Consider the following 18,249-nt stretch of genomic DNA (forward strand, 5'->3'; position numbering starts at 1 on the left):
CGCGATTGCGGCGCGATAACGATGCGGTACATTCTTATTTGTCGGGCGAGACGGTATTTCGGGGAAATAACGATGTGCCACATTCTTATGTGTCGGGTAGGCGCGATTGCGAGCAAACAAAACGACGCATCGTTATGCCACCGAGCCTGTGTCGGCGTAGGTGCAATAGCGATGCGTCGGGATGTTATCGGATTACCACTTGAACTTGCCGACGGCCTCGGTCAGGCTGCCGACGACTACCTGCAGCGAGGCGGCGGCAGTGGCGATCTCCTCGCTGAGCGAGAGCTGCCTGCCGGTAGCCGCAGCGACGAGATTGGTTTTCTGCGCGTTGTCCTGCGCGGTGCGGGAGGCTTGATCCATGCTGGCGGCGACCTCCTCGGAGCCGGCCGACATCTGCTCGGTGACGGCGGAAGCTTCGCTTACCTGCGTCGCAACTTGCTTGACGGTGCGGAGAATCTCCACGAAGTCCTGTTCGACCTGCTCCATCATCGCGTCCCCTGTCTCAGAGCGCGCGAGCGTCGCATCCATCTGCTCGGCGGCGCTCGCGATGCCGCTTCGCGTATCGGCGATCAGGTCGTGAATGCCGGCAGCGGACTTCATGGAGTTGGCCGCCAGCTTGCGAATCTCCTCGGCTACGACGGCGAAGCCACGGCCATGCTCCCCTGCACGGGCGGCTTCGATCGAAGCGTTGAGCGACAAAATATTCGTCTGCCCCGCGAAGCCCGTAATGTTGTCCGCAATCGCGCCGATCCGGTCCGACTTCACCCGCAGCTGATCGACGATCTCGGACAATCCGCGTACGGACGCGAGAATCTCTTCGAGCTGGCGTCTGAGCGATCGCACCTTGCCGTTGCTTTGCTCGGCCACTTTCTCCGCCTCGGTCGTATGATCGGCGATCGTGCCCATGCTGTCCGCGATGCGGCCGACGCCGTGCGCCATCTCCTCGATTGCCCTGCTCGTCTCGGAGGCGATGGAGGATTGAATCTCGATCTGGGAGCGTACATCCTCGATGTGAGCGACCGATTCATGGGTGGCCTGGGCGGATGCCGCCGCGCCTGCCGCCAATGTCCGCGACGACGTCTCCACCACCTGCGTATGCGAGGAGATGCTCTCGGCCAGTCCGCGGATCTGCACGATCATGGCGTCGACGGATTGATCGATCTGCCCCAGTTCATCCTGTCCGTACTTGTCCAACGGCGCGTAGGCCAGATTGCCGGAGGCTACCGAACGCGTCTTGCGCAGCACGTTGCCGATCGTACGGCTAAGCTTAAAAATCAGGTAGGCGCCAAGGGCGATGAACACGATCCAGACGACGATCAGCACGCTGTAGATGGTGGCCGATGTCGCCTTGGCGTCCTTGCGGATCGCTCCGGTCTCATCGTCTGCATACTTGTTCATGATCTCGCCGAACGCGGCCACGCTGTCGTGGCCCTGCCTGAACTTCGAGAGCAGCAGCGCCTCCTGCGCCGGATCGATCTTCTGCTGCTGAAGCGTTACCGAGGCTTGCTGGGACCAGACGCGGAACCCATTCTGAAAGTTCACCATAATCTCGCTTATCTTTTGGCCTGTCGTCGGATGCTGCAGATTTTCCAAGCCTTCGCGCTTGATGATGTCCGTCGCGCCGCCGATCGCTTCGTTGATTTTCTTCACCTTGGTCCGGTAATCGTCGAGCGTCTTTTTCCTATCCTCATCGGACAATCCCGCATAGCGGATGAGCACATAATCCGACAGCGCCTGCTGCATGTCGCGGTCGGAGCTTAGCACTGCTACTGTCGAGCGATAGGCGGTCTCGTAGAGCGTCTCCGACAGCCGGTTCGTGTTGGAGCCGATTAATTGAAGCAGGTATACGGCCGTAACCGCAAACAGGAGAAGCGGGATCGTAAATAACAAAATCAAGCGGACCTTTACTGAGACAAACATAATTTGAATCGCTCCCTTATGTAAAAATAAGCAGCCCCTGTGTTTTATTTATCGGGTGGCGTCGTCGGAATAAGAAGAGGAAATCATAAAAAATTATTATAAATCGCCAAATAATTAGCGAATTAGTATTTGTTATTTATTATAAAAGTCATTTGTTAGTCTCGGGCGCCACAAAAAACCGCGCCGTGCATAAGCCCCAAGGGTTCGAGGCATATGCACGGCGCGGTCGACAACAGAGATGACGGACTGCAATTCATCGCGGCATCGGCGACGGATTCGGCCGCGAGAGAAATGCCGCTACCGCTGCCGGGCCGCTGCGTTGAACGCTTGTTGGATGCGGGCCAGCAGCGCGCCGTCGGTCAGGACGTCGTAGGCGGTGAGCGCGAGCGTCTTGGCGCCCAGCACCATGCCTTCATAGGCGCGGGGCAGCTGCGCGGCATCCCGGAATTCAAGCGAATGCAGCGCATAAGGCGCGTCTACGACCTTGATATAGCCATGCACCGCGGGGCAGCGCAGCGACACGTTGCCAAGATCGAGCGAGCCGTTGTCGTGACCGGACACGATCTCGTCCGCAGCGACGCCGCCGTCGATCAGATTGGCGGTAAACGCGTCGGACAGCGCCTCGTTCGTGCGGAGCTCGTCGTAGGAATACTCGTAGTTGCTGACGGCGAGCCTGCTGCCCGTCGCGATCGCGGCCGCCTCGGCGCATGCGTTCACCTTGCGGACGAGCTCATCCGTATACGCGCGGCTCTTGGCGCGTACGTAGAAGCGGGCGGCAGCGTAGTCGGGAATGACGTTCGGCGCCTGGCCGCCGTGGGAGACGATGCCGTGAATGCGGGCGTCGCTGCGCGTCTGCTGCCGCAGCGCGCCGACGCCGTTGAAGAGCTGGATGACCGCATCCAGCGCATTGATGCCGTCCTCCGGATTGGCCGCCGCATGCGCGGCTTTGCCGAAAAATTCATATTGCAGCGCGTCCATCGCAAGCGACGAGCCCGAACGCTCGTAGCTGTGGTACGGATGCGCCATCAGCGCCGCGTCCACATCGTCGAACAGGCCTGCGGCGGCCATGTCGACCTTCGCGCCCTTCGTCTCCTCGGCGGGTGTGCCGTACACGCGCAGGATGCCGCCGGTCTCGTCGAGCAGCGGCATCAGCCCCGCAGCCGCCCCGAGCGCCATCGTGCATATCAGATGATGCCCGCAGGCGTGGCCGATCTCCGGCAGGGCGTCGTACTCGGCCAGCAGGGCGACCGTCGGTCCCGGCTTCGCCGACTTGTACTCGGCGACGAAGGCCGTGGCGAGTCCGAGCGTACCGCGCTCTACTGTGAAGCCGAGCGCCTCCAGCGCTGCGGTCAGACGTTCGGAGGCGAGGCGTTCCTCGTGCCCGAGCTCAGGATGCGCCGCGATGAAGGCCGCGATCTCCCGCAGCGTCGGCGCATAAGCGTCTATCGTCTCGCGAATCCGCGATTTGTCCGGCATGGCATGCTCGTTCATCGGTATTCCTTCTCTCGTTTTCATATTGAAGCCATATACCGCGAAGTGTAACACAATTACCCCCGCAGTTAAAACGGATCCGGATTTATGTCGTATAATTATAGTCAAGATGACATGATATTGCATTCAATTCGGCATCCAGTCCATGATATCTTGTGGAGGTGTCGTATATTTGAAGGGAGAGAGCTGGACATGATTCGAATCGGCATGCTGAGCTATTGGCACGTGCACGCGGAAGACTATACGAGGCAAGTGCTGGACAATCCGCATACGGAGATCGCGGCGATCTGGGACGAGCTGCCCCAGCGCGGAGCGGAGAAGGCGGACAAGTACGGCGTACCGTTTATCGCCGATCTGGACGAACTGCTCGCACGGGACGACATCGATGCCGTCGTCGTCGACGCGCCGACAAATATACATCGTGACGTGATGGTGAAGGCCGCACAGGCAGGCAAGCATATTTTCACGGAAAAAGTGGTGGCGTCCACCGTATCCGAAGCAAACGAGATCGCGGCGGCCGTCCGCGAAGCGGGTGTGAAGCTGACCGTCTCCCTGCCAAGGCTGTACGATGCCTACACGCAGTCGATTCTGGACGTCGTCGACTCCGGCAAGCTGGGCAAGCTGACGCTGGTCCGCGTCCGGCTGTCGCACAACGGTTCGACCGCGAACTGGCTGCCCGCCCACTTCTATTCGAAGGAACAATGCGGCGGCGGAGCGCTCATCGATCTGGGCTGCCACCCGGTCTACCTGGTCAGAAAGCTGCTCGGCCTGCCCGCGTCCGTAAGCGCTACCTTCGGATACGTGAGCGGCCGCGAGGTCGAGGACAACGCCGTCGCCGTATTCGCTTATCCGGACGGCGCGGTCGGTATTGCGGAAGCAGGCTTCGTCAACAGCCATTCTCCGTTCTCGATCGAGCTGCACGGTACGGAAGGGACGCTGCTGTACGGTTTCCCGGAGGAGCGGATTCAGGTGCGCAGCAACAGCGAGCCGGATAAGGGATGGGCCGAGATACCTGTAGGCGACAGGCTGCCGTACGCGTTCGAACAGTGGGTCGGCCATATTCAGTCGGGCACCGAGGCGACCGAGAATGTCGAATTGGCGCTTGATCTGACCAAGCTCATGGAAGCGGCGAACCGATCGGCCGCAGAGGGCAGGTCCGTGTCCTTGTCCGAACTTCGGGGCTAGCGTCCGATGGACGGCCAGGGCATCCGGAAGTCCGGCACAGCGATTCGCCAGTCCGAAGGGCAGCCATCCCGGCATCGAGCCGCCGACCAAGCGGTTCGCCATTCCGAAGCGCCTGCCGAGCGCCGCAGCGGCGAGCCGCCGTTCGCCTTCGCCCGCATGGAGCGGCGATCGGATGCGCTTGACCGGCTTGACCTGCGGTTCCGGTGGGGCGCGCTCGGCATCCGGGTGCTGCGCTGCCATCTGACCAAGTTTTCGCCGGGGCATGTGATTGCGCCGCACAAGCATTCCGAATATGAGTTCCACTTTATCCCCAAAGGCAAGGGAACGCTCATCGTCGACGATACGGTCTACCCGCTGCAAGAAGGGCTGTTCTACCTGACGGCGCCCGATGTCGTCCATGAGCAGCGGTCCGATCCGGAGGAACCCATGTACGAGCTGTGCCTGCACTGCGAGATCGAACGGCTGGCCGGTCCGGAGACGGACGAAGGCTGGGGAGATCCGCTGGAACGCCAGGAGTCGGAAGACTGCCTGCATCTGTTGCGGACGATGCCCGCCGTTCCGGCGCTTGACCGCTATCATGGGATGAACGCGTTTTTGGATGCCTACCGGGCCTGGGAGGACCAGCCTGTCGGCTTCTATACGACGCTCAAGCAGCATATCGTGCAGATTCTGCTGCGCGCTGCACGCGCGCATGCCGCGCCCGAGGCCGCTGGGAGCATACCTGCCCGCGATATGAAGGATCACCGCTTCCGGCTCGCCGTACAGTTCATCGAGGACAATGCGTCGCGCCCGATCTCGCTGGAGGAGGTCGCTCAGCGTGTGCAGGTGAGCCCTCGTCAGCTGCAGCGGATTTTCCGCAGCGAGGGCGGCACGGCATTCCGCGATTGGGTGGAGCATGTGCGCCTGCAGCGCATCGCCGAAGAGCTGCTGCGGTCGTCGCGTTCCGTCGAGGCGATCGCGGCCGGGCACGGCTATGGCAACCCGAACTATTTATACCCGGTATTCAAACATAAATTCGGCATGACGCCGTCGGCTTACCGCCGTCTGCACGGCATACGGCAACCCGGCGTCGCGCCAGAGGAGATGGATGATCATGGATAAAAGAGTCAAAGTCGGTATAATCGGTACGGGTGGCATCGCGCGCCATCACGTGTCGGCGTATCGCAAGCTTCCATATGTAGACATCGTAGCGGTCGCGGACGTGCTGTCCGGTAGAGCCCGGGAGTTCGCGGAGCGGGAGGGGCTCGCAGGCGCAGGCGCGTACGATAGCCATACCGAGCTGCTCGCGCATGATCTGGACGCCGTCAGCATCTGCACGCCCAATGCGTCGCATCACCGGACGAGCGTAGACGCGCTGCGCGCGGGCAAGAAGGTGCTGCTCGAAAAGCCGATGTCGGTCACGCTGGACGAGGCGCTCGAGATGGCGCAGACGGCAAAGTCGCATGACGGCATGCTGTCGATCGGCTTCCAGCCGCGCTACGATCCGAACATGAAGCTGCTGCAGGATATCGTGCAATCCGGCCGGCTCGGCAATGTGTACTATGCGGAGACGGGCGGCGGCCGCAGGCGCGGCATGCCGGGCGGCACCTTCATCAGCAAAGCGCTCGCCGGCGCGGGCGCAATGGCAGACATCGGCTGCTATTCGCTCGATATGGCGCTCAATACGCTCGGCTATCCGCGTCCGGTGTCGGTATCCGCGTTCACGTCGAATCACTTCGGCACGAACCCGCTCTATCATCCCGAAGCCGCGAAGTTCGAGGTAGAGGACTTCGGCGTGGCCATGGTCCGCTTCGACAACGACCTCGTGCTGCAGTTCAAAATTTCCTGGGCAATGCACATGGACACGCTGGGCGCCACGATGTTCCTCGGCACCGACGCAGGCCTCAAGGTGACGCCTGCCGGCTCCGGCCCGTGGGCGGGCGTCTGGGATGGCTCCATCGGCAGCATGACGCTGTATCATGACGACTTCGGCGGCCACACCTCGACGGCTGTGCCGCTCGTCGGGCATTCGCTTAACCTGTTCGACGAGAAGGTGCGCGACTTCGCCGAAGCGGTGCGCGACGGCCGCCCGGCCCCGATTCCCGGCGAGCAGATTCTCATCCAGCAGGCGATCATCGACGGCGTCCAGCGCTCCGCCGATCAGCGCCGCGAGGTCGAGATCAAGCTGCCGGACTGAGCGTATGATGTGAAAAGAGGACGAAACAAAAAAGAGGGCGAAGCGGATGGATGTCCGCTTCGTCCTCTTTGAGTTGCGCGGCTTGGCCCGGCGCGAGGGTGGGGGGCGCGTTGTGCGGCAGTGCCGCACAACGAGGGCAGTGCCCGCCGCAGCATCTTCACGCGATGCCCTGCAGACGCTCCGCGAGCACCCTCATCATCCCGCGCGGCACCTGCGCGTCGCGGAAGCACAGGGCGAGCAGCTGCTCCTTGCGGAGGGCGAGCAGAGACGTGCGGCCGACGGCGACGCAATCCGCGGATCGCGGGCCGCTGTCGATGATCGCCATCTCTCCGAAGTATTCGCCCTTGCTCAGCGTCGCGATCGCGCGTCCTTCCCTGCGTACGCTGACGGCGCCGTCGACGACCGCATACAGCGTGTCGCCGTACTCGCCGGTTTTGCAGATCGTCTTGCCGGCCGCATATTCTTCCTCCTGCACGAGCTGCGCGAGGTCGAGGAAGCCCTCCGGGCTAAGATGCTGGAACAACGGCACCTGCTGAAGTACGAGCACACGCTTCAACAAGGCGGCATTGCCGGACAAGCCGCCTGCGGCATCCGATTGGAACGGGGCATCCGCGGAGCCTGTGCCGGCCGCAGCCGCTTCACGCTCCGCCGCGTCCGCACTGTCTGTGCTATCCGAGCCGCCAGCGAATCCGGCAGCCCCGGCTACGGCAGTTACCCCGCTGCTTGCGCCGCCTTCAGCCTTCTCTGCGCCGGTCCCGGCTCCGGCGACGGTCGCCAGCGCGTCCCGGGTCCGGCGCGACAGCAGCTTCATCATCTCGACCGCCATGCTCGGCCGATCGGTCATCCGCTCGTTGAATACGTCCGAGTCCAGCTTCCACAACCGGACATCCTCCTCCGCCACGATCGTAGCCGTTCTCTCGCCTTGCGTCAGGACGGCCATTTCGCCGAAGTATTCCTCGCTCCGCAGCTCATGCACGCGCGTATCGCCCTTGAAGACGCCTACCTTGCCGCTCTCGATCATATACAGACAGTCGCCGGGCTCGCCTTCACGGATGATAATGCTGCCTGGCTCCGCCGATACCTGCTCGAGCGTGTCCGCCAGCAGCGCCAGCTCGGCGCGCGGCACGTCGTGGAACAGGCTGATTTTCTTCAGCAGCCGCACCTGTCCTACCTGCAGAGCCGCCCGTGCATCTGCGGCAGCGCCATCGAGCCCTGCACGCTCGTAAGCCGCGAGCTGCGCGAGCCATGGATCGCCTTGCCCTGCGAGCCATGCCCAATGCAGCGCCGCATCTCCCGTCCTGGAGGTCTTGGGCAGCTCTCGCGGCGCCGACATGAGCTTGACGAGCGCCGCGCGCAGCGGACCTTGGACCGTCTGGTCGACGACTTCGGTTGCATTGGCCTGCCGCTGACCGTCGCCTTCGGTCCAGTTGGCGTAGACGGCCTGCATCGCCCGTTCGTCGTAGATGAGCGACAGCAGCTGGAAGATCCGCCGGCAGATGCCTGCGCGAATCTCGGCGATGCTGCCGGCGAGCTCCCCGCCTGCCGCCATGCCGGCGACAGCGCCGCCGTGCTCGCTGTATTGCTCGTCGAGCGCGAGCTCCAGCCGGACGTACCGCTCGGCCTGTGCGCCGGTCACGGCGGGCAGGTCCTTGTGCAAACGCAGCAGCGACTCGAGGATCCGATCCCGCAGCGCGTACCCGGCGTCCTCATATGCGGCGAACAGCGCATCCCTCGCCGACGGCGTGCCGATCCTTTCGAATACGGCAGGCAGGTGGAGGGCGATATCCTCTCGCCCGAGATATGGCCGCAGCGCGGGGACGATCTCCTCCGCGTCGTAGGCGGCGAGCGCCTCCACGGCGTGCCGCCGGGCAGCGCCGTCCGCCAGACGGTCGACGATCGGCGGGATGCACGCGGGCACGCGCAGCTTGGCCGCCGAGCCGAGCGCACGGACGGCGACCTGGCTCGAAGGGTCCCGCAGCAGTCCGAGCAGCGGCTTGTAGAAGCTGGGCACGCCGATCTGCCCGAACAAGGACGCCACGGCCATCCGCTCGACCTCGACCTCGCTCTCCGTCAGCCGTCTCAGCAGACCGACCGATCTGTACATGCCCTCGATGCCGTAATACTTCACGAGCGCAGCGATCGCGGCTGCCTGGACTTCGACCGATGCATCCGTCAGCCGATGCGAGATCGCCTCCAGATGCATTTCTTCCATATATGCGGCCAGCGCTACGACGGCTCTGGCGCGGACGGGGACGCTGGCCGCATCGAGCAACTCGAGCAGCCGCGTCTCCATGCCGGCGGGCTTGCGCTGCTCGATGTATGCGAGCGTTTCTTCTACAATTTGCGGCTCTGGACGGGCCAGCAAGCCGGGGAGATAAGGCGACAGATCGAACGCGTCGATGTCCTTGAGCAGGCGGAGCGCGTACAGCGCCTGCTGCGGGTCAGGCTGCCGGAGCGCATCGGCGAGCAGTGCGCGGCTCGCGGGATCCATGAAGTCCAGCTCGGCCCGCTGCGGATCGTCCTGTCCGGTCTTAAGCGTCGACAGCAGCGTTTGCAGATATGCCTTCTTGATCTTGAGGCCGGAGACGATCCCGACCAAGAGCAGCAGCGCGACGATATAGCTGAACTGCGCCGGCGCCAGCCAGCGGCTGAGCACGAGCAGCAGCAGCGCTGCGAGACCTTTGGAGCCGTTGCGGACGATGCCTTCCATGAAGTTCTTGGCTTTGGTGCGCCAGGCAGGAGGTACCGGGAACATGATAAGCTGGTTGGCTGAAGCGTAAAGCGTGTCTCCCAGCACCTTGTCGCTGCCCTTGGCGAGAACCGACATGGCGAGCACCGGCAGGAATATAAGACCGACACTGGCGGCCGCGAGCGTCACGGGAAACACGAGGAGCGCCGTCGTGACGCCGAATCGCGTGAGCACCCAACCGGACAGCGTGAGCTGGACGAGCAGCCCGGCAATGCCGGAGATGCCCTGGAAGCTGCCCATAAACCCTGCCAGCGCTTCGTTTTGCAGCGATTCTCTCAGCAGCACTTTGAACTGGTAGTCGATCAGCGTCAGCGACAGCGTGACCGATGCCGCGAGCAGGACCATATATTTCAAATGGGGAACGTTCTTGAACAAGCCGTCAGAACTGGCCCTGCCCGCAGCATGAGCTTTGATCGGAGCAGGAGATGCAGCGTGGCCTGCGGACCGTTCACCGCCTCGGCCCTTCAGCGCTACGATCGCGACGACGATCGCCAGCCCAGCGAGGACGAACGCCGCGAACATATAGAGGAGGTTGGCGGTGCCGATGACCGGGACGACGCCCCGGATGCCGAAGCCGCTCGCTACCGTGCCGAGCGTGCCGCCGCTGGCGACGAGCCCGATCATTTTTTTGGCCTTGCGTTGATCGAGCACCGATGTCGCGAACTGCCAGAAGCATACGATCATCAAAAAGTTGAACACATCGTACCCGACGTAAATGACGCGGAACACCCAGCTCAGCTCAAGTCCGACACCGATTCTGGAGATGAGGATGAGGGCGGCGACAGTCGGCAGCAGCCCAAAGAGCAGCCGCTCGATCCGTACGCGGTGGGCGTAGCGCTGAAAGACGAGGCTGGTCAGGATCATGGTCGCAGCCTGGGGCAGATACATGCCCGACAGCGCGGCGTTGTCAAAGCGGCTGAGGAATAGCGCATCGGCTGCAGTTCTTCCCAGGATAGAGGCGGCTACCGTACAAAAGAAGTAAAGGAACAGCAGCGCGACCTTTGCGTACTCTCCGCTGTCCTCCGCTCCCCGCGAGGGGAGCCGCCGCAGCATGGCACCGATTTTGTTGGCAATCAGACAGGTGAGCTCCTTTGAAAATGCGTGGATTGATCGTGCTCGGTGAAACGGCTAGCGGGGGAGTGGAGGAGGTCCTGCGATTTTCCTCACTTGGTGGATCGAGATTTTGTCCCCGTTTTCCTCATGGAACAATGTAGTACCCTTGACGTGATCGATGAAAAGAATGCCGTCGAGATGGTCGATCTCATGCTGGATGCAGCGGGCGAGAAAGCCCTCGGCCCGAATCGTCTCGGTCTCGCCCTGACGGTTCAGCGTCGTGATCGTGATCTCGTTGGCCCGCTTCACGATGCCCGCGTATCCGGGAAAAGACAGGCAGGCCTCGGCCCCGACCTGCTCGCCGTTCATGTCCACAATCTCGGGATTCACGAGCTCGACCAGACCTTCGCCGCAATCCATGACGATTACCCGGCGCAGGATGCCGATCTGCGGGGCGGCAAGACCCGCCCGCCCGTCCGTCGCATACAGCGTCTCCGCCATATCGTCCAGCAGCCGCTCGATCCGCGGTGTGATGCCTTCGGCCGGCCTCGCTTTTTTTCTCAACAGTTCATCGCCGAACGGCAGTATCGTTCGAATCGTCATCGGGTATTCCGCTCCTTCCAATATATAGCTTTATTTTACCGTCTGCACGGGATTTTGTGAACCGCCGGCCGCGACGATGAAAAAAATGGACCGGCAATCGACGAGATCGATTCCGGTCCATGATTCTGTATGGGTCAGCCCTTTTTCTGCGCGGCGATCGCTTCGGCCAGCTCGTTAAGCTCCGTCCAACGTTCCAGCAGGCTCTCCAGCTTCGTCTCCTGCTCGGCCAGCTCGGCCGTCAGCTGCTGCAGCCGGTACGAATCGCTGGCGGCTTCGTCCATCTGTCGGCCGAGCGCCGCCATACGCTCTTCGGCTGCGGCGATCCAGTCGTCGATTTGCTCCAGGTCTTTTTGATCCTTGTAAGACATTTTCAGCGCTTTGCTGCCCGAACGGGCATCGGAAGTGCCGCCTGTAGTAGTATCGTCGGATGCCGTCGCCGGCTTTTTGACCGTGCTTGCCGCCGTCCGGGCCGACTCGAGCGCCTGCTGCTTTTCCGCGTATGCCTGATAATCCGAGTAGTTGCCGGTATGCTGCCGGATGACGCCCGCCCCTTCGAAGCCGAATATACGGTCGACCGTGCGGTCCAGGAAGTACCGATCATGCGACACGACGAACACGACGCCTGGAAAATCGTCCAGATAGTCCTCCAGCACGGACAATGTCGCGATGTCCAGATCGTTGGTCGGCTCGTCGAGCAGGAGCACATTGGGCGCTTCGATGAGCACGCGCAGCAGCTGGAGACGTCGCTTTTCTCCGCCCGACAGTCTGGAGATTTGCGTCCACTGGGCCGCAGGCGGGAAAAGGAAACGCTCGAGCATCTGGGAGGCGGAGATGCGTTCTCCCTCGGCGGTCGTGATCTGTTCCGCACCCTCGCGGATGTACTCGATCACCCGCAAACTCTCGTCCATCTCCTCATGCTCCTGGGAAAACCAGCCGATCCGCACCGTCTCGCCGAGCTCCACAGAGCCGCTATCCGGCGTCAGCCGGCCTGCGATCAGCTTGAGCAGAGTCGACTTGCCGCTGCCGTTGCGTCCGACGATGCCGACGCGGTCCTCCGGCACCGCCGTGTAGCTGAAGCCGTCGATCAGCGTGCTGTCGCCGTAGCGCTTGGTCACATGATCCAGCTCCACGATCTTGCGTCCCAGCCGGGAGGAGGCGACGGAGATGTCGAGTTTGCCGCCGCTCGCCTTGGGCGTGGACGCCTTGAGCGCTTCATAGCGGTCGATACGCGCCTTTTGCTTGGTGGAGCGGGCTTGTGCGCCTCGTCTTATCCAGGCCAATTCGTTGCGCAGCAGGTTTTTGCGCTTCGCTTCGGATGCGGCCTCGCGTTCCTCCCGCTCGAGCTTGAGCTCGAGGAAGCGGCTGTAGTTCGCCTCATAGAAGAAGGCGCGCCCGCGGTCCAGCTCTATGATGCGGTTGCTCACCCGGTCCAGGAAGTAGCGGTCGTGAGTGACCATGAGCAGTGCGCCGCGGCGCTTCTGGAGCATGCTCTCGAGCCAGGCGACCGATTCGTTGTCGATGTGGTTGGTCGGCTCGTCGAGGATGAGCAGGTCCGACGGCTGCAGCAGCGCCGCCGCCATCGCCACCCGCTTGCGCTGGCCGCCCGACAGCGTGTCGACAGGCGCATCGAAGTCCGTGATGCCGAGCCTGGCGAGCGCGGTCTTGGCTTCGGTCTCCATCGCCCAGGCGTCCAGCTCGTCCATCGCCTGGCTCGCCGCGATCAGGTGCTCCTGCAGGCCGGGGCGCTCCGGCTCGCGGTCCAGCGCTTCGAGCGCCGCCGCATAGGCGCGCAGTGCCGCGAGCTGCGGCGAGTCGCCGCCGAGCACATGCGACAGCGCGGACTCGCCCGGCGCGAACGCCGGGTCCTGCGCCAGCATGCGGATGCGCGTGCGGCCCGCCGCGCTGATGCGTCCGGCGTCCGCGGGCTCGATGCCTGCCACCGCCTTGAGCAGGCTCGACTTGCCCGTGCCGTTCACGCCGATGATGCCGATCTTGTCGCCTTCCTCGATGCCGAAGGAGATGTCTTCGAAGAGGACCTTGTCCCCGTAGCTTTTTATCAGATGCTCGACCGTCAGGATCGTCGCCATATACGTTACCACTCGCTTCATATAGTAAATGACATGAATACACGTATCATAACACATTCCCGGTGAAGCCTGCCCGCGGCCGGCCGCATGGACGCATGCGGCATGGAGTAGCTATGCGACGGTGGCGTATGGCGGATGATGGATGGAGGAGGGCGGATGAAGGATGATGGATGATGGATGAAGGATGGCGGATGGAGAATGGCTAATGAGGGATGGCGGATGGCGTATGGCGTATGGCGGATGGCGAATGGCGAATGGCGAATGGCGGATGGCGGATGGAGGGCAGCGAAGTTACAGAGCGGCTCCGTCGAAGATGCGCTGGTGAGCAACTTCGTCAGAAGGCGGGCGGTAGGGGGCAGCAGCGGTCATACGTCGAAGGCCATGCGTTGGTGACGGGTGTCAGGGAGCGGCCATACGTTAGTCGGCAAGGTGTGTGACCGACTTGTACCGCCCTGGGCCAGTCGAATTTTCGCAGAGATCTTGCGGTAATTTTGCGCAGAAGATTTTTTTGAAATTGGACTTGCGTTGGGTGGGGGGGCGTGTTATATTATAAGAGTTCTTTTACAGGTCCTTAGCTCAGCTGGCAGAGCAGTTGACTCTTAATCAACGGGTCGTGGGTTCGATCCCCACAGGGCCTACCATCCCGTAAATGACGAGAACGGCGGCGTTTTATACGCACCGTTCTCTTTTGCTTTTATCCCGATGTTGCAGGAACGCGGGGCGGAAGCTTACCGGGACCCAACAAGCCGCATGCCCCCGCGCCAGATAAGAATGCCGCACATCGTTATTCCGCCGATCTGACTGCCCCCGCGCCAGATAAGAATGCCGCACATCGTTATTCCGCCGATCTGACCGCCCCCGCGCCAGATAAGAATGCCGCACATCGTTATTCCGCCGATCTGACCGCCCTCGCGCCAGATAAGAATGCCGCACATCGCTATTTCGCCGATCTGACCGCCCCAGCGCCGAATAAGAATGTCGCACATCGTTATTCCGCCGATCTGACCGCCCCCGCGCCAAATAAGAATGCCGCACATCGCTATTTCGCCGATCTGACCGCCCCCGCGCCGAATAAGAATGCCGCACATCGCTATTCCGCCGATCTGACCGCCCTCGCGTCAGAGAAGAATGTCGCACATCGTTATTCCGCCGATCTGACCGCCCCCGCGCCAGATAAGAATGCCGCACATCGTTATTTCGCCGATCTGACCGCCCCAGCGCCGAATAAGAATGTCGCACATCGCTATTCCGCCGATCTGACCGCCCCCGCGCCAGATAAGAATGTCGCACATCGCTATTCCGCCCATGCGATAAGGAGACAATGAGTTTCCGTTTCCGCGCCGGAATTTTTTTTGCATTAGGGGCTTGCCATCCTCGTCTACCCTGTGCTATATTATAAAAGTTCTTTACAGGTCCTTAGCTCAGCTGGCAGAGCAGTTGACTCTTAATCAACGGGTCGTGGGTTCGATCCCCACAGGGCCTACCACCTCTAAAGTTCAGGAGCAGCGACGTTTGACGTCACTGCTCTTTTTTATTTTTTGCAGGCCGCCGCTTGAGCGAAGAGGGCACCCCGCATAGAGACAAGTTTGTGCCCACTTGACTTTCAATTATCCTAAGACTAGGATTTCTCTATAGCGACGACGATGCCTCAATTCGAGGGAGGACACGAACGATGGACGCAAAGGATCCGGGAACCGCCGAAGATTTGCGCTTGTTCCGCATCTGGTCGAGAGCCTCGAGAGCGATCTTCAGCAATGTGGGACGGGACATCGAGAGTCACGGACTGAGTCCGGACAACTTCATGATCCTCGAGCTGCTGTACAACAAGGGCCCGCAGCCGATTCAGAAGATCAGCGAGCGGCTGTCGATACCGAGCGGCAGCATCACGTACGTCATCGACAAGCTGGAAAAGAAGGGCTACGTGGAGCGGCGCCAGAGCCGGGAAGACCGCCGAACGTCGAACGCGGTGCTGACCGACGCCGGCAGCGCGCTGTTCGACGATATTTTCTCCAAGCATGCAGCCATGATCTCCCGTAATCTGTCCGTCGCCACACCCGAGGAGAAGCGAATGCTGGCGGAGCTGCTCAAGCGAATCGGCGTCCATGCCGCAGCGCTCGGGGAAGAGCGGGACGATTAGCGGGGATACGAGGCTAACAGACGGTACGCGGTCGTCAGAACAACGCGGAGAACCAGGAGATCGCAGCAGTCCCGTAGCAGATTGCTCCCATCAGAAATAAAGGGGACATGAGCAGCGAGGGCAAGCTGTGCAGACGCATGCCGCCGCCGACCGCGACCGTCTTTTTCCAGAAAAGCCGACCGGCCAGGAGCAGCGCGATGTTGACCGCGAGCAGGAGACCGCTCATAACGTCCATCCTCCCGCGACAGACCGCACTCCGCCATTTCTAGAAACTCCAGTCCCTTTTAGCCCGGCACCTTCAACTCCAGCACCTTCAACTCCAGCAGCTTCAACTTCCACACTATCATCTCCGGCAAGTTCATCATTAGGCTCTTCATCTTCAGCGCCTTCAACGCACGCATATCCAGACACTGCATAGTCGTGATAGTCGCGAAGCTTCCCATGAATCTCCTCTCCTCCACAGGAACCAGGCGCCGCCGCACTCGATTCGCCAAGCTTCTGCCGCTCCAGCAGCGCCAGCGTCTGTGTGAGCGAGACGACGCGCCGCGCGAGCGAAGATATGGCGATCGTCAGGTGAAGCAGCAGAAACAGTACGAACACGAGCCCGAGCAAATACAGGAGCGACGGCGCGTAGTCGACGCCGACCCAGCCAGCCATCCGGTCGATGACCGAAGGGAACAAGGACAAGGTCATCATGATGGCGCTGAGCGCGAGCCAGAGCAGCGCATACTGCTCCCTCAGCTTGCGGCTGCGGATCATATAGAGAAGGACGATAAAATAAGAGGCGCTGAGCGTGAAGCTGAGCCAATAAAGATCAAGCTTCATAGCGCACGCTCCATTTCTTTTTGCGCGTCTTGGCGATCAGCACCGCCAACGTCACCTTGCACATGTAATACACGGGCTTGAAGGCGGAGATGCTGGACTTGCCGGTGAGACGCTCCCGCATCACGACAGGCACCTCGGCGCAGCGCAGGCCTTCGTTGTCCAGCTGCACGAGCGCCTCGACCTCCGGGTAATCCGTCGGATAGTCGGAGGCGAACAGCGCGATCGCCGCCGGCCCGCACAGCCGGAAGCCGGACGTGGGATCGGTCACCCGGCGTCCCAGCAGACGGGTGAGCAAGCCCGCGAGCAGCGCGATGCCCATCCGGCGCGCATGGCTCGATTGGAAGCCCCGGCGCTCGAGGAACCGCGAGCCGACGACCATGTCGGCGCCTCCATGCGCCAGCGCGAGTCGCATGCGGCCCATCTCTCCGGGCAGATGCTGCCCGTCGCCGTCCATCTGGGCGGCATAGCGATACCCTTGCTCGGCCGCATAGCGATAACCGGTCTGCACGGCCCCGCCGATGCCCAGATTGCAGCTCAGGCTGATCACGGCCGCACCCGCCGCGGCCGCCTCGAAGGCGGTTGCGTCCGTCGAGCCGTCGTTCACGACGACGATGTCGGCATCGGGTATGCTCCGCCGGATATCGGTCAATACGCCCCGGATGCCTTCGGCTTCGTTGTAGGCGGGCACGATGATGAGCAGGTCAGAGCGCCGCATGCGTCAATTCCTCCTTTGGGGGAGCCGGGCTGCCTGATCTGCGGTCATGCTGGAGCAGCCGGCCGATTACTGCCGCGACCAGCAATCCGTCCAGCACGATCAGGATCGGCATAGCCGTGAAGTTGTACCGGTATTCCGGCACGAAGGCGAGGCGCGTCACGGAGATCGCGGCCAGGAAGACGACGGGCAGCAGCGCCGTGCGCCGCCATTTGCGCAGCTGGAGCGCGCCGGCGAGCAGACCGCCGAGCACGATGGCGACATGGACCGGCTGGCGCAGCGGGATAACGGGGTAGAGCGGCGAATGCCCGGCGCCGAAGAACATGCGGCCGTAGATTGCGCGCAGCTTGCCGACGGTATACCATTTCACATAGGTCCAGGTGTGTTGGGTAAAGCCGATGCGCAGCCGTTCCTTGGCGACCTCCATCTGCGTCTTGCCGTGGCGGTCGACGAGCCCGTCCTCGTAGTTTTTGTTCGGATACGTCCCGGCGGCGAACGGGTTGACCTGCGTGGAGGCGATGATCGGCTTGTGGAGCGTGAACGCGTTGCGGACGACCCAGGGCGACAGGACAAGTGCGGTACCGAGCATCGCAAAAAAGAGGAGCTTGGCGGTCCGGAACGTATCCCTGCGGATCAGCCAGAGGAAGGCGTAGGAGGCGACGAGCAGGACGGCGTATTCGGAGCGCGTCAGCATGGCGAGCCCGAGAGCGGCTCCGGCCAGCATGGAGGAATGCGGCGTCAGCTTGTCCAGCGCGGAGAGCTGGAGCCGGAGGTACAGCAGGAGCAGCAGCGCAGCCAGCGTCTCGGTGAGGATGGCGCCGTTCGCCCAGATGAACGGCGGATAGACGGCCATCGCGGCCGCAGTCGCCAGCGCGGCGACCGTGCCGCCCAGCTGGTGCGCGATGCGCGCGGCGATCGCCATTGTCGCCAGGCTCATGAGCGCCTGCATGCAGCGGATGGCCGGATACGGATCGCGGTCCGCGTAGCCGACCAGCTTGTATACGGCCGCCATGAACAGCGGATAGCCGGGCGCGACCTGCGCGTTGGGCGACTCGCTCTTGTAGCCGTATACGCCTTGCTCCAGCAGCTGCCGGACCATCTTGTCGTAGTAGATCGTGTCGTGGGTCACATGATGCGTGACCGAGGAGATGAAGTCGAATCTCAAATAGGCCGCCAGCGTGAAAATGAGCGCGAACGCGACGATCGTCGCCGGCTTGCCGGCTAACGTTCTGACGGACGAAAATACGGACATGCCGGATAATCCCCTTCCTCTTCGTATGCTTGCTATGAGGGCAAGTATAGGAGAGGAAT

16 protein-coding genes and 2 tRNA genes are annotated in these 18,249 nt (G+C 62.1%); 7 read left to right on the plus strand and 11 right to left on the minus strand.

All coding sequences use genetic code 11. The features are described from left to right. Nucleotides 1-192 precede the first annotated feature (192 nt). On the minus strand, nt 193-1,920 hold the full coding sequence (locus tag VQ071_RS21990; RefSeq protein ID WP_340516379.1) for a methyl-accepting chemotaxis protein: 1,728 nt from the start codon (nt 1,918-1,920) through the stop codon (nt 193-195). A gap of 297 nt (nt 1,921-2,217) precedes the next feature. Continuing rightward, nucleotides 2,218-3,411, minus strand: a complete 1,194-nt coding sequence (locus VQ071_RS21995; RefSeq protein WP_340516380.1) for a M20 family metallopeptidase — start codon at nt 3,409-3,411, stop codon at nt 2,218-2,220. A gap of 192 nt (nt 3,412-3,603) precedes the next feature. Between VQ071_RS21995 and VQ071_RS22000 the strand changes: the two genes are divergently transcribed. Genes VQ071_RS22000 through VQ071_RS22010 form a run of 3 tightly spaced genes read left to right on the plus strand, consistent with a single transcriptional unit; the run spans nt 3,604 to nt 6,772 of the window. Continuing rightward, on the plus strand, nt 3,604-4,596 hold the full coding sequence (locus tag VQ071_RS22000; protein ID WP_340516381.1) for a Gfo/Idh/MocA family protein: 993 nt from the start codon (nt 3,604-3,606) through the stop codon (nt 4,594-4,596). Between the two features lie 6 nt (nt 4,597-4,602). Further along, complete coding sequence (locus tag VQ071_RS22005; protein WP_340516382.1) at nt 4,603-5,697, plus strand: AraC family transcriptional regulator; 1,095 nt, start codon at nt 4,603-4,605, stop codon at nt 5,695-5,697. Continuing rightward, on the plus strand, nt 5,690-6,772 hold the full coding sequence (locus VQ071_RS22010) for a Gfo/Idh/MocA family protein (protein WP_340516384.1): 1,083 nt from the start codon (nt 5,690-5,692) through the stop codon (nt 6,770-6,772). Before VQ071_RS22005 ends, VQ071_RS22010 begins: the two co-directional genes overlap by 8 nt. A 157-nt stretch (nt 6,773-6,929) precedes the next feature. Here the strand turns inward: VQ071_RS22010 and VQ071_RS22015 are convergent, their stop codons facing one another. The 3 genes from VQ071_RS22015 to VQ071_RS22025 form a co-directional block, all read right to left on the minus strand. Then, nucleotides 6,930-10,574, minus strand: a complete 3,645-nt coding sequence (locus tag VQ071_RS22015; RefSeq protein ID WP_340516385.1) for an Npt1/Npt2 family nucleotide transporter — start codon at nt 10,572-10,574, stop codon at nt 6,930-6,932. A 75-nt stretch (nt 10,575-10,649) separates the two neighbouring features. After that, a complete protein-coding gene (def, locus tag VQ071_RS22020; RefSeq protein ID WP_340516386.1) occupies nt 10,650-11,177 on the minus strand; it encodes a peptide deformylase in 528 nt (175 codons plus the stop codon). A gap of 134 nt (nt 11,178-11,311) precedes the next feature. Further along, nucleotides 11,312-13,264, minus strand: coding sequence for an ABC-F family ATP-binding cassette domain-containing protein (locus VQ071_RS22025; protein WP_340516387.1), 1,953 nt, complete (start codon nt 13,262-13,264; stop codon nt 11,312-11,314). Nucleotides 13,265-13,462: 198 nt separating this feature from the next. On the opposite strand from VQ071_RS22025, the gene VQ071_RS22030 reads away from it, so the two are divergent. Next, nucleotides 13,463-13,657 (plus strand): hypothetical protein, encoded by a 195-nt coding sequence (locus VQ071_RS22030; RefSeq protein ID WP_340516388.1) that lies wholly within the window; start codon nt 13,463-13,465, stop codon nt 13,655-13,657. Between the two features lie 172 nt (nt 13,658-13,829). Continuing rightward, nucleotides 13,830-13,905 (plus strand) — tRNA-Lys (locus VQ071_RS22035). Nucleotides 13,906-13,992: 87 nt separating this feature from the next. Here VQ071_RS22035 and VQ071_RS22040 read toward each other — a convergent pair. Both VQ071_RS22040 and VQ071_RS22045 read right to left on the minus strand, forming a co-directional pair. Beyond that, a complete protein-coding gene (locus VQ071_RS22040; RefSeq protein WP_340516389.1) occupies nt 13,993-14,352 on the minus strand; it encodes a hypothetical protein in 360 nt (119 codons plus the stop codon). Between the two features lie 30 nt (nt 14,353-14,382). Continuing rightward, nucleotides 14,383-14,622, minus strand: a complete 240-nt coding sequence (locus VQ071_RS22045) for a hypothetical protein (RefSeq protein WP_340516390.1) — start codon at nt 14,620-14,622, stop codon at nt 14,383-14,385. A gap of 52 nt (nt 14,623-14,674) precedes the next feature. Here VQ071_RS22045 and VQ071_RS22050 point away from each other — a divergent pair. After that, a tRNA-Lys gene (locus tag VQ071_RS22050) sits at nt 14,675-14,750 on the plus strand. 186 nt (nt 14,751-14,936) lie between these two features. After that, a complete protein-coding gene (locus VQ071_RS22055; protein ID WP_340516391.1) occupies nt 14,937-15,401 on the plus strand; it encodes a MarR family winged helix-turn-helix transcriptional regulator in 465 nt (154 codons plus the stop codon). Between the two features lie 34 nt (nt 15,402-15,435). Here the strand turns inward: VQ071_RS22055 and VQ071_RS22060 are convergent, their stop codons facing one another. Genes VQ071_RS22060 through VQ071_RS22075 form a run of 4 tightly spaced genes read right to left on the minus strand, consistent with a single transcriptional unit; the run spans nt 15,436 to nt 18,190 of the window. Then, the gene (locus tag VQ071_RS22060) at nt 15,436-15,627 is read right to left on the minus strand and encodes a hypothetical protein (protein ID WP_340516392.1); all 192 of its coding nucleotides are present in this window, start codon (nt 15,625-15,627) and stop codon (nt 15,436-15,438) included. Next, on the minus strand, nt 15,624-16,226 hold the full coding sequence (locus tag VQ071_RS22065; protein WP_340516393.1) for a DUF2304 domain-containing protein: 603 nt from the start codon (nt 16,224-16,226) through the stop codon (nt 15,624-15,626). The genes VQ071_RS22060 and VQ071_RS22065 overlap by 4 nt, the downstream gene beginning before the upstream one ends. Further along, the gene (locus VQ071_RS22070) at nt 16,216-16,941 is read right to left on the minus strand and encodes a glycosyltransferase family 2 protein (protein WP_340516394.1); all 726 of its coding nucleotides are present in this window, start codon (nt 16,939-16,941) and stop codon (nt 16,216-16,218) included. Before VQ071_RS22070 ends, VQ071_RS22065 begins: the two co-directional genes overlap by 11 nt. After that, the gene (locus VQ071_RS22075; protein WP_340516395.1) at nt 16,928-18,190 is read right to left on the minus strand and encodes a glycosyltransferase family 39 protein; all 1,263 of its coding nucleotides are present in this window, start codon (nt 18,188-18,190) and stop codon (nt 16,928-16,930) included. The genes VQ071_RS22070 and VQ071_RS22075 overlap by 14 nt, the downstream gene beginning before the upstream one ends. Between the last annotated feature and the right edge of the window lie 59 nt (nt 18,191-18,249).

Source organism: Cohnella sp. 56 (assembly GCF_037963805.1).
GTDB lineage: Bacteria > Bacillota > Bacilli > Paenibacillales > Paenibacillaceae > Cohnella.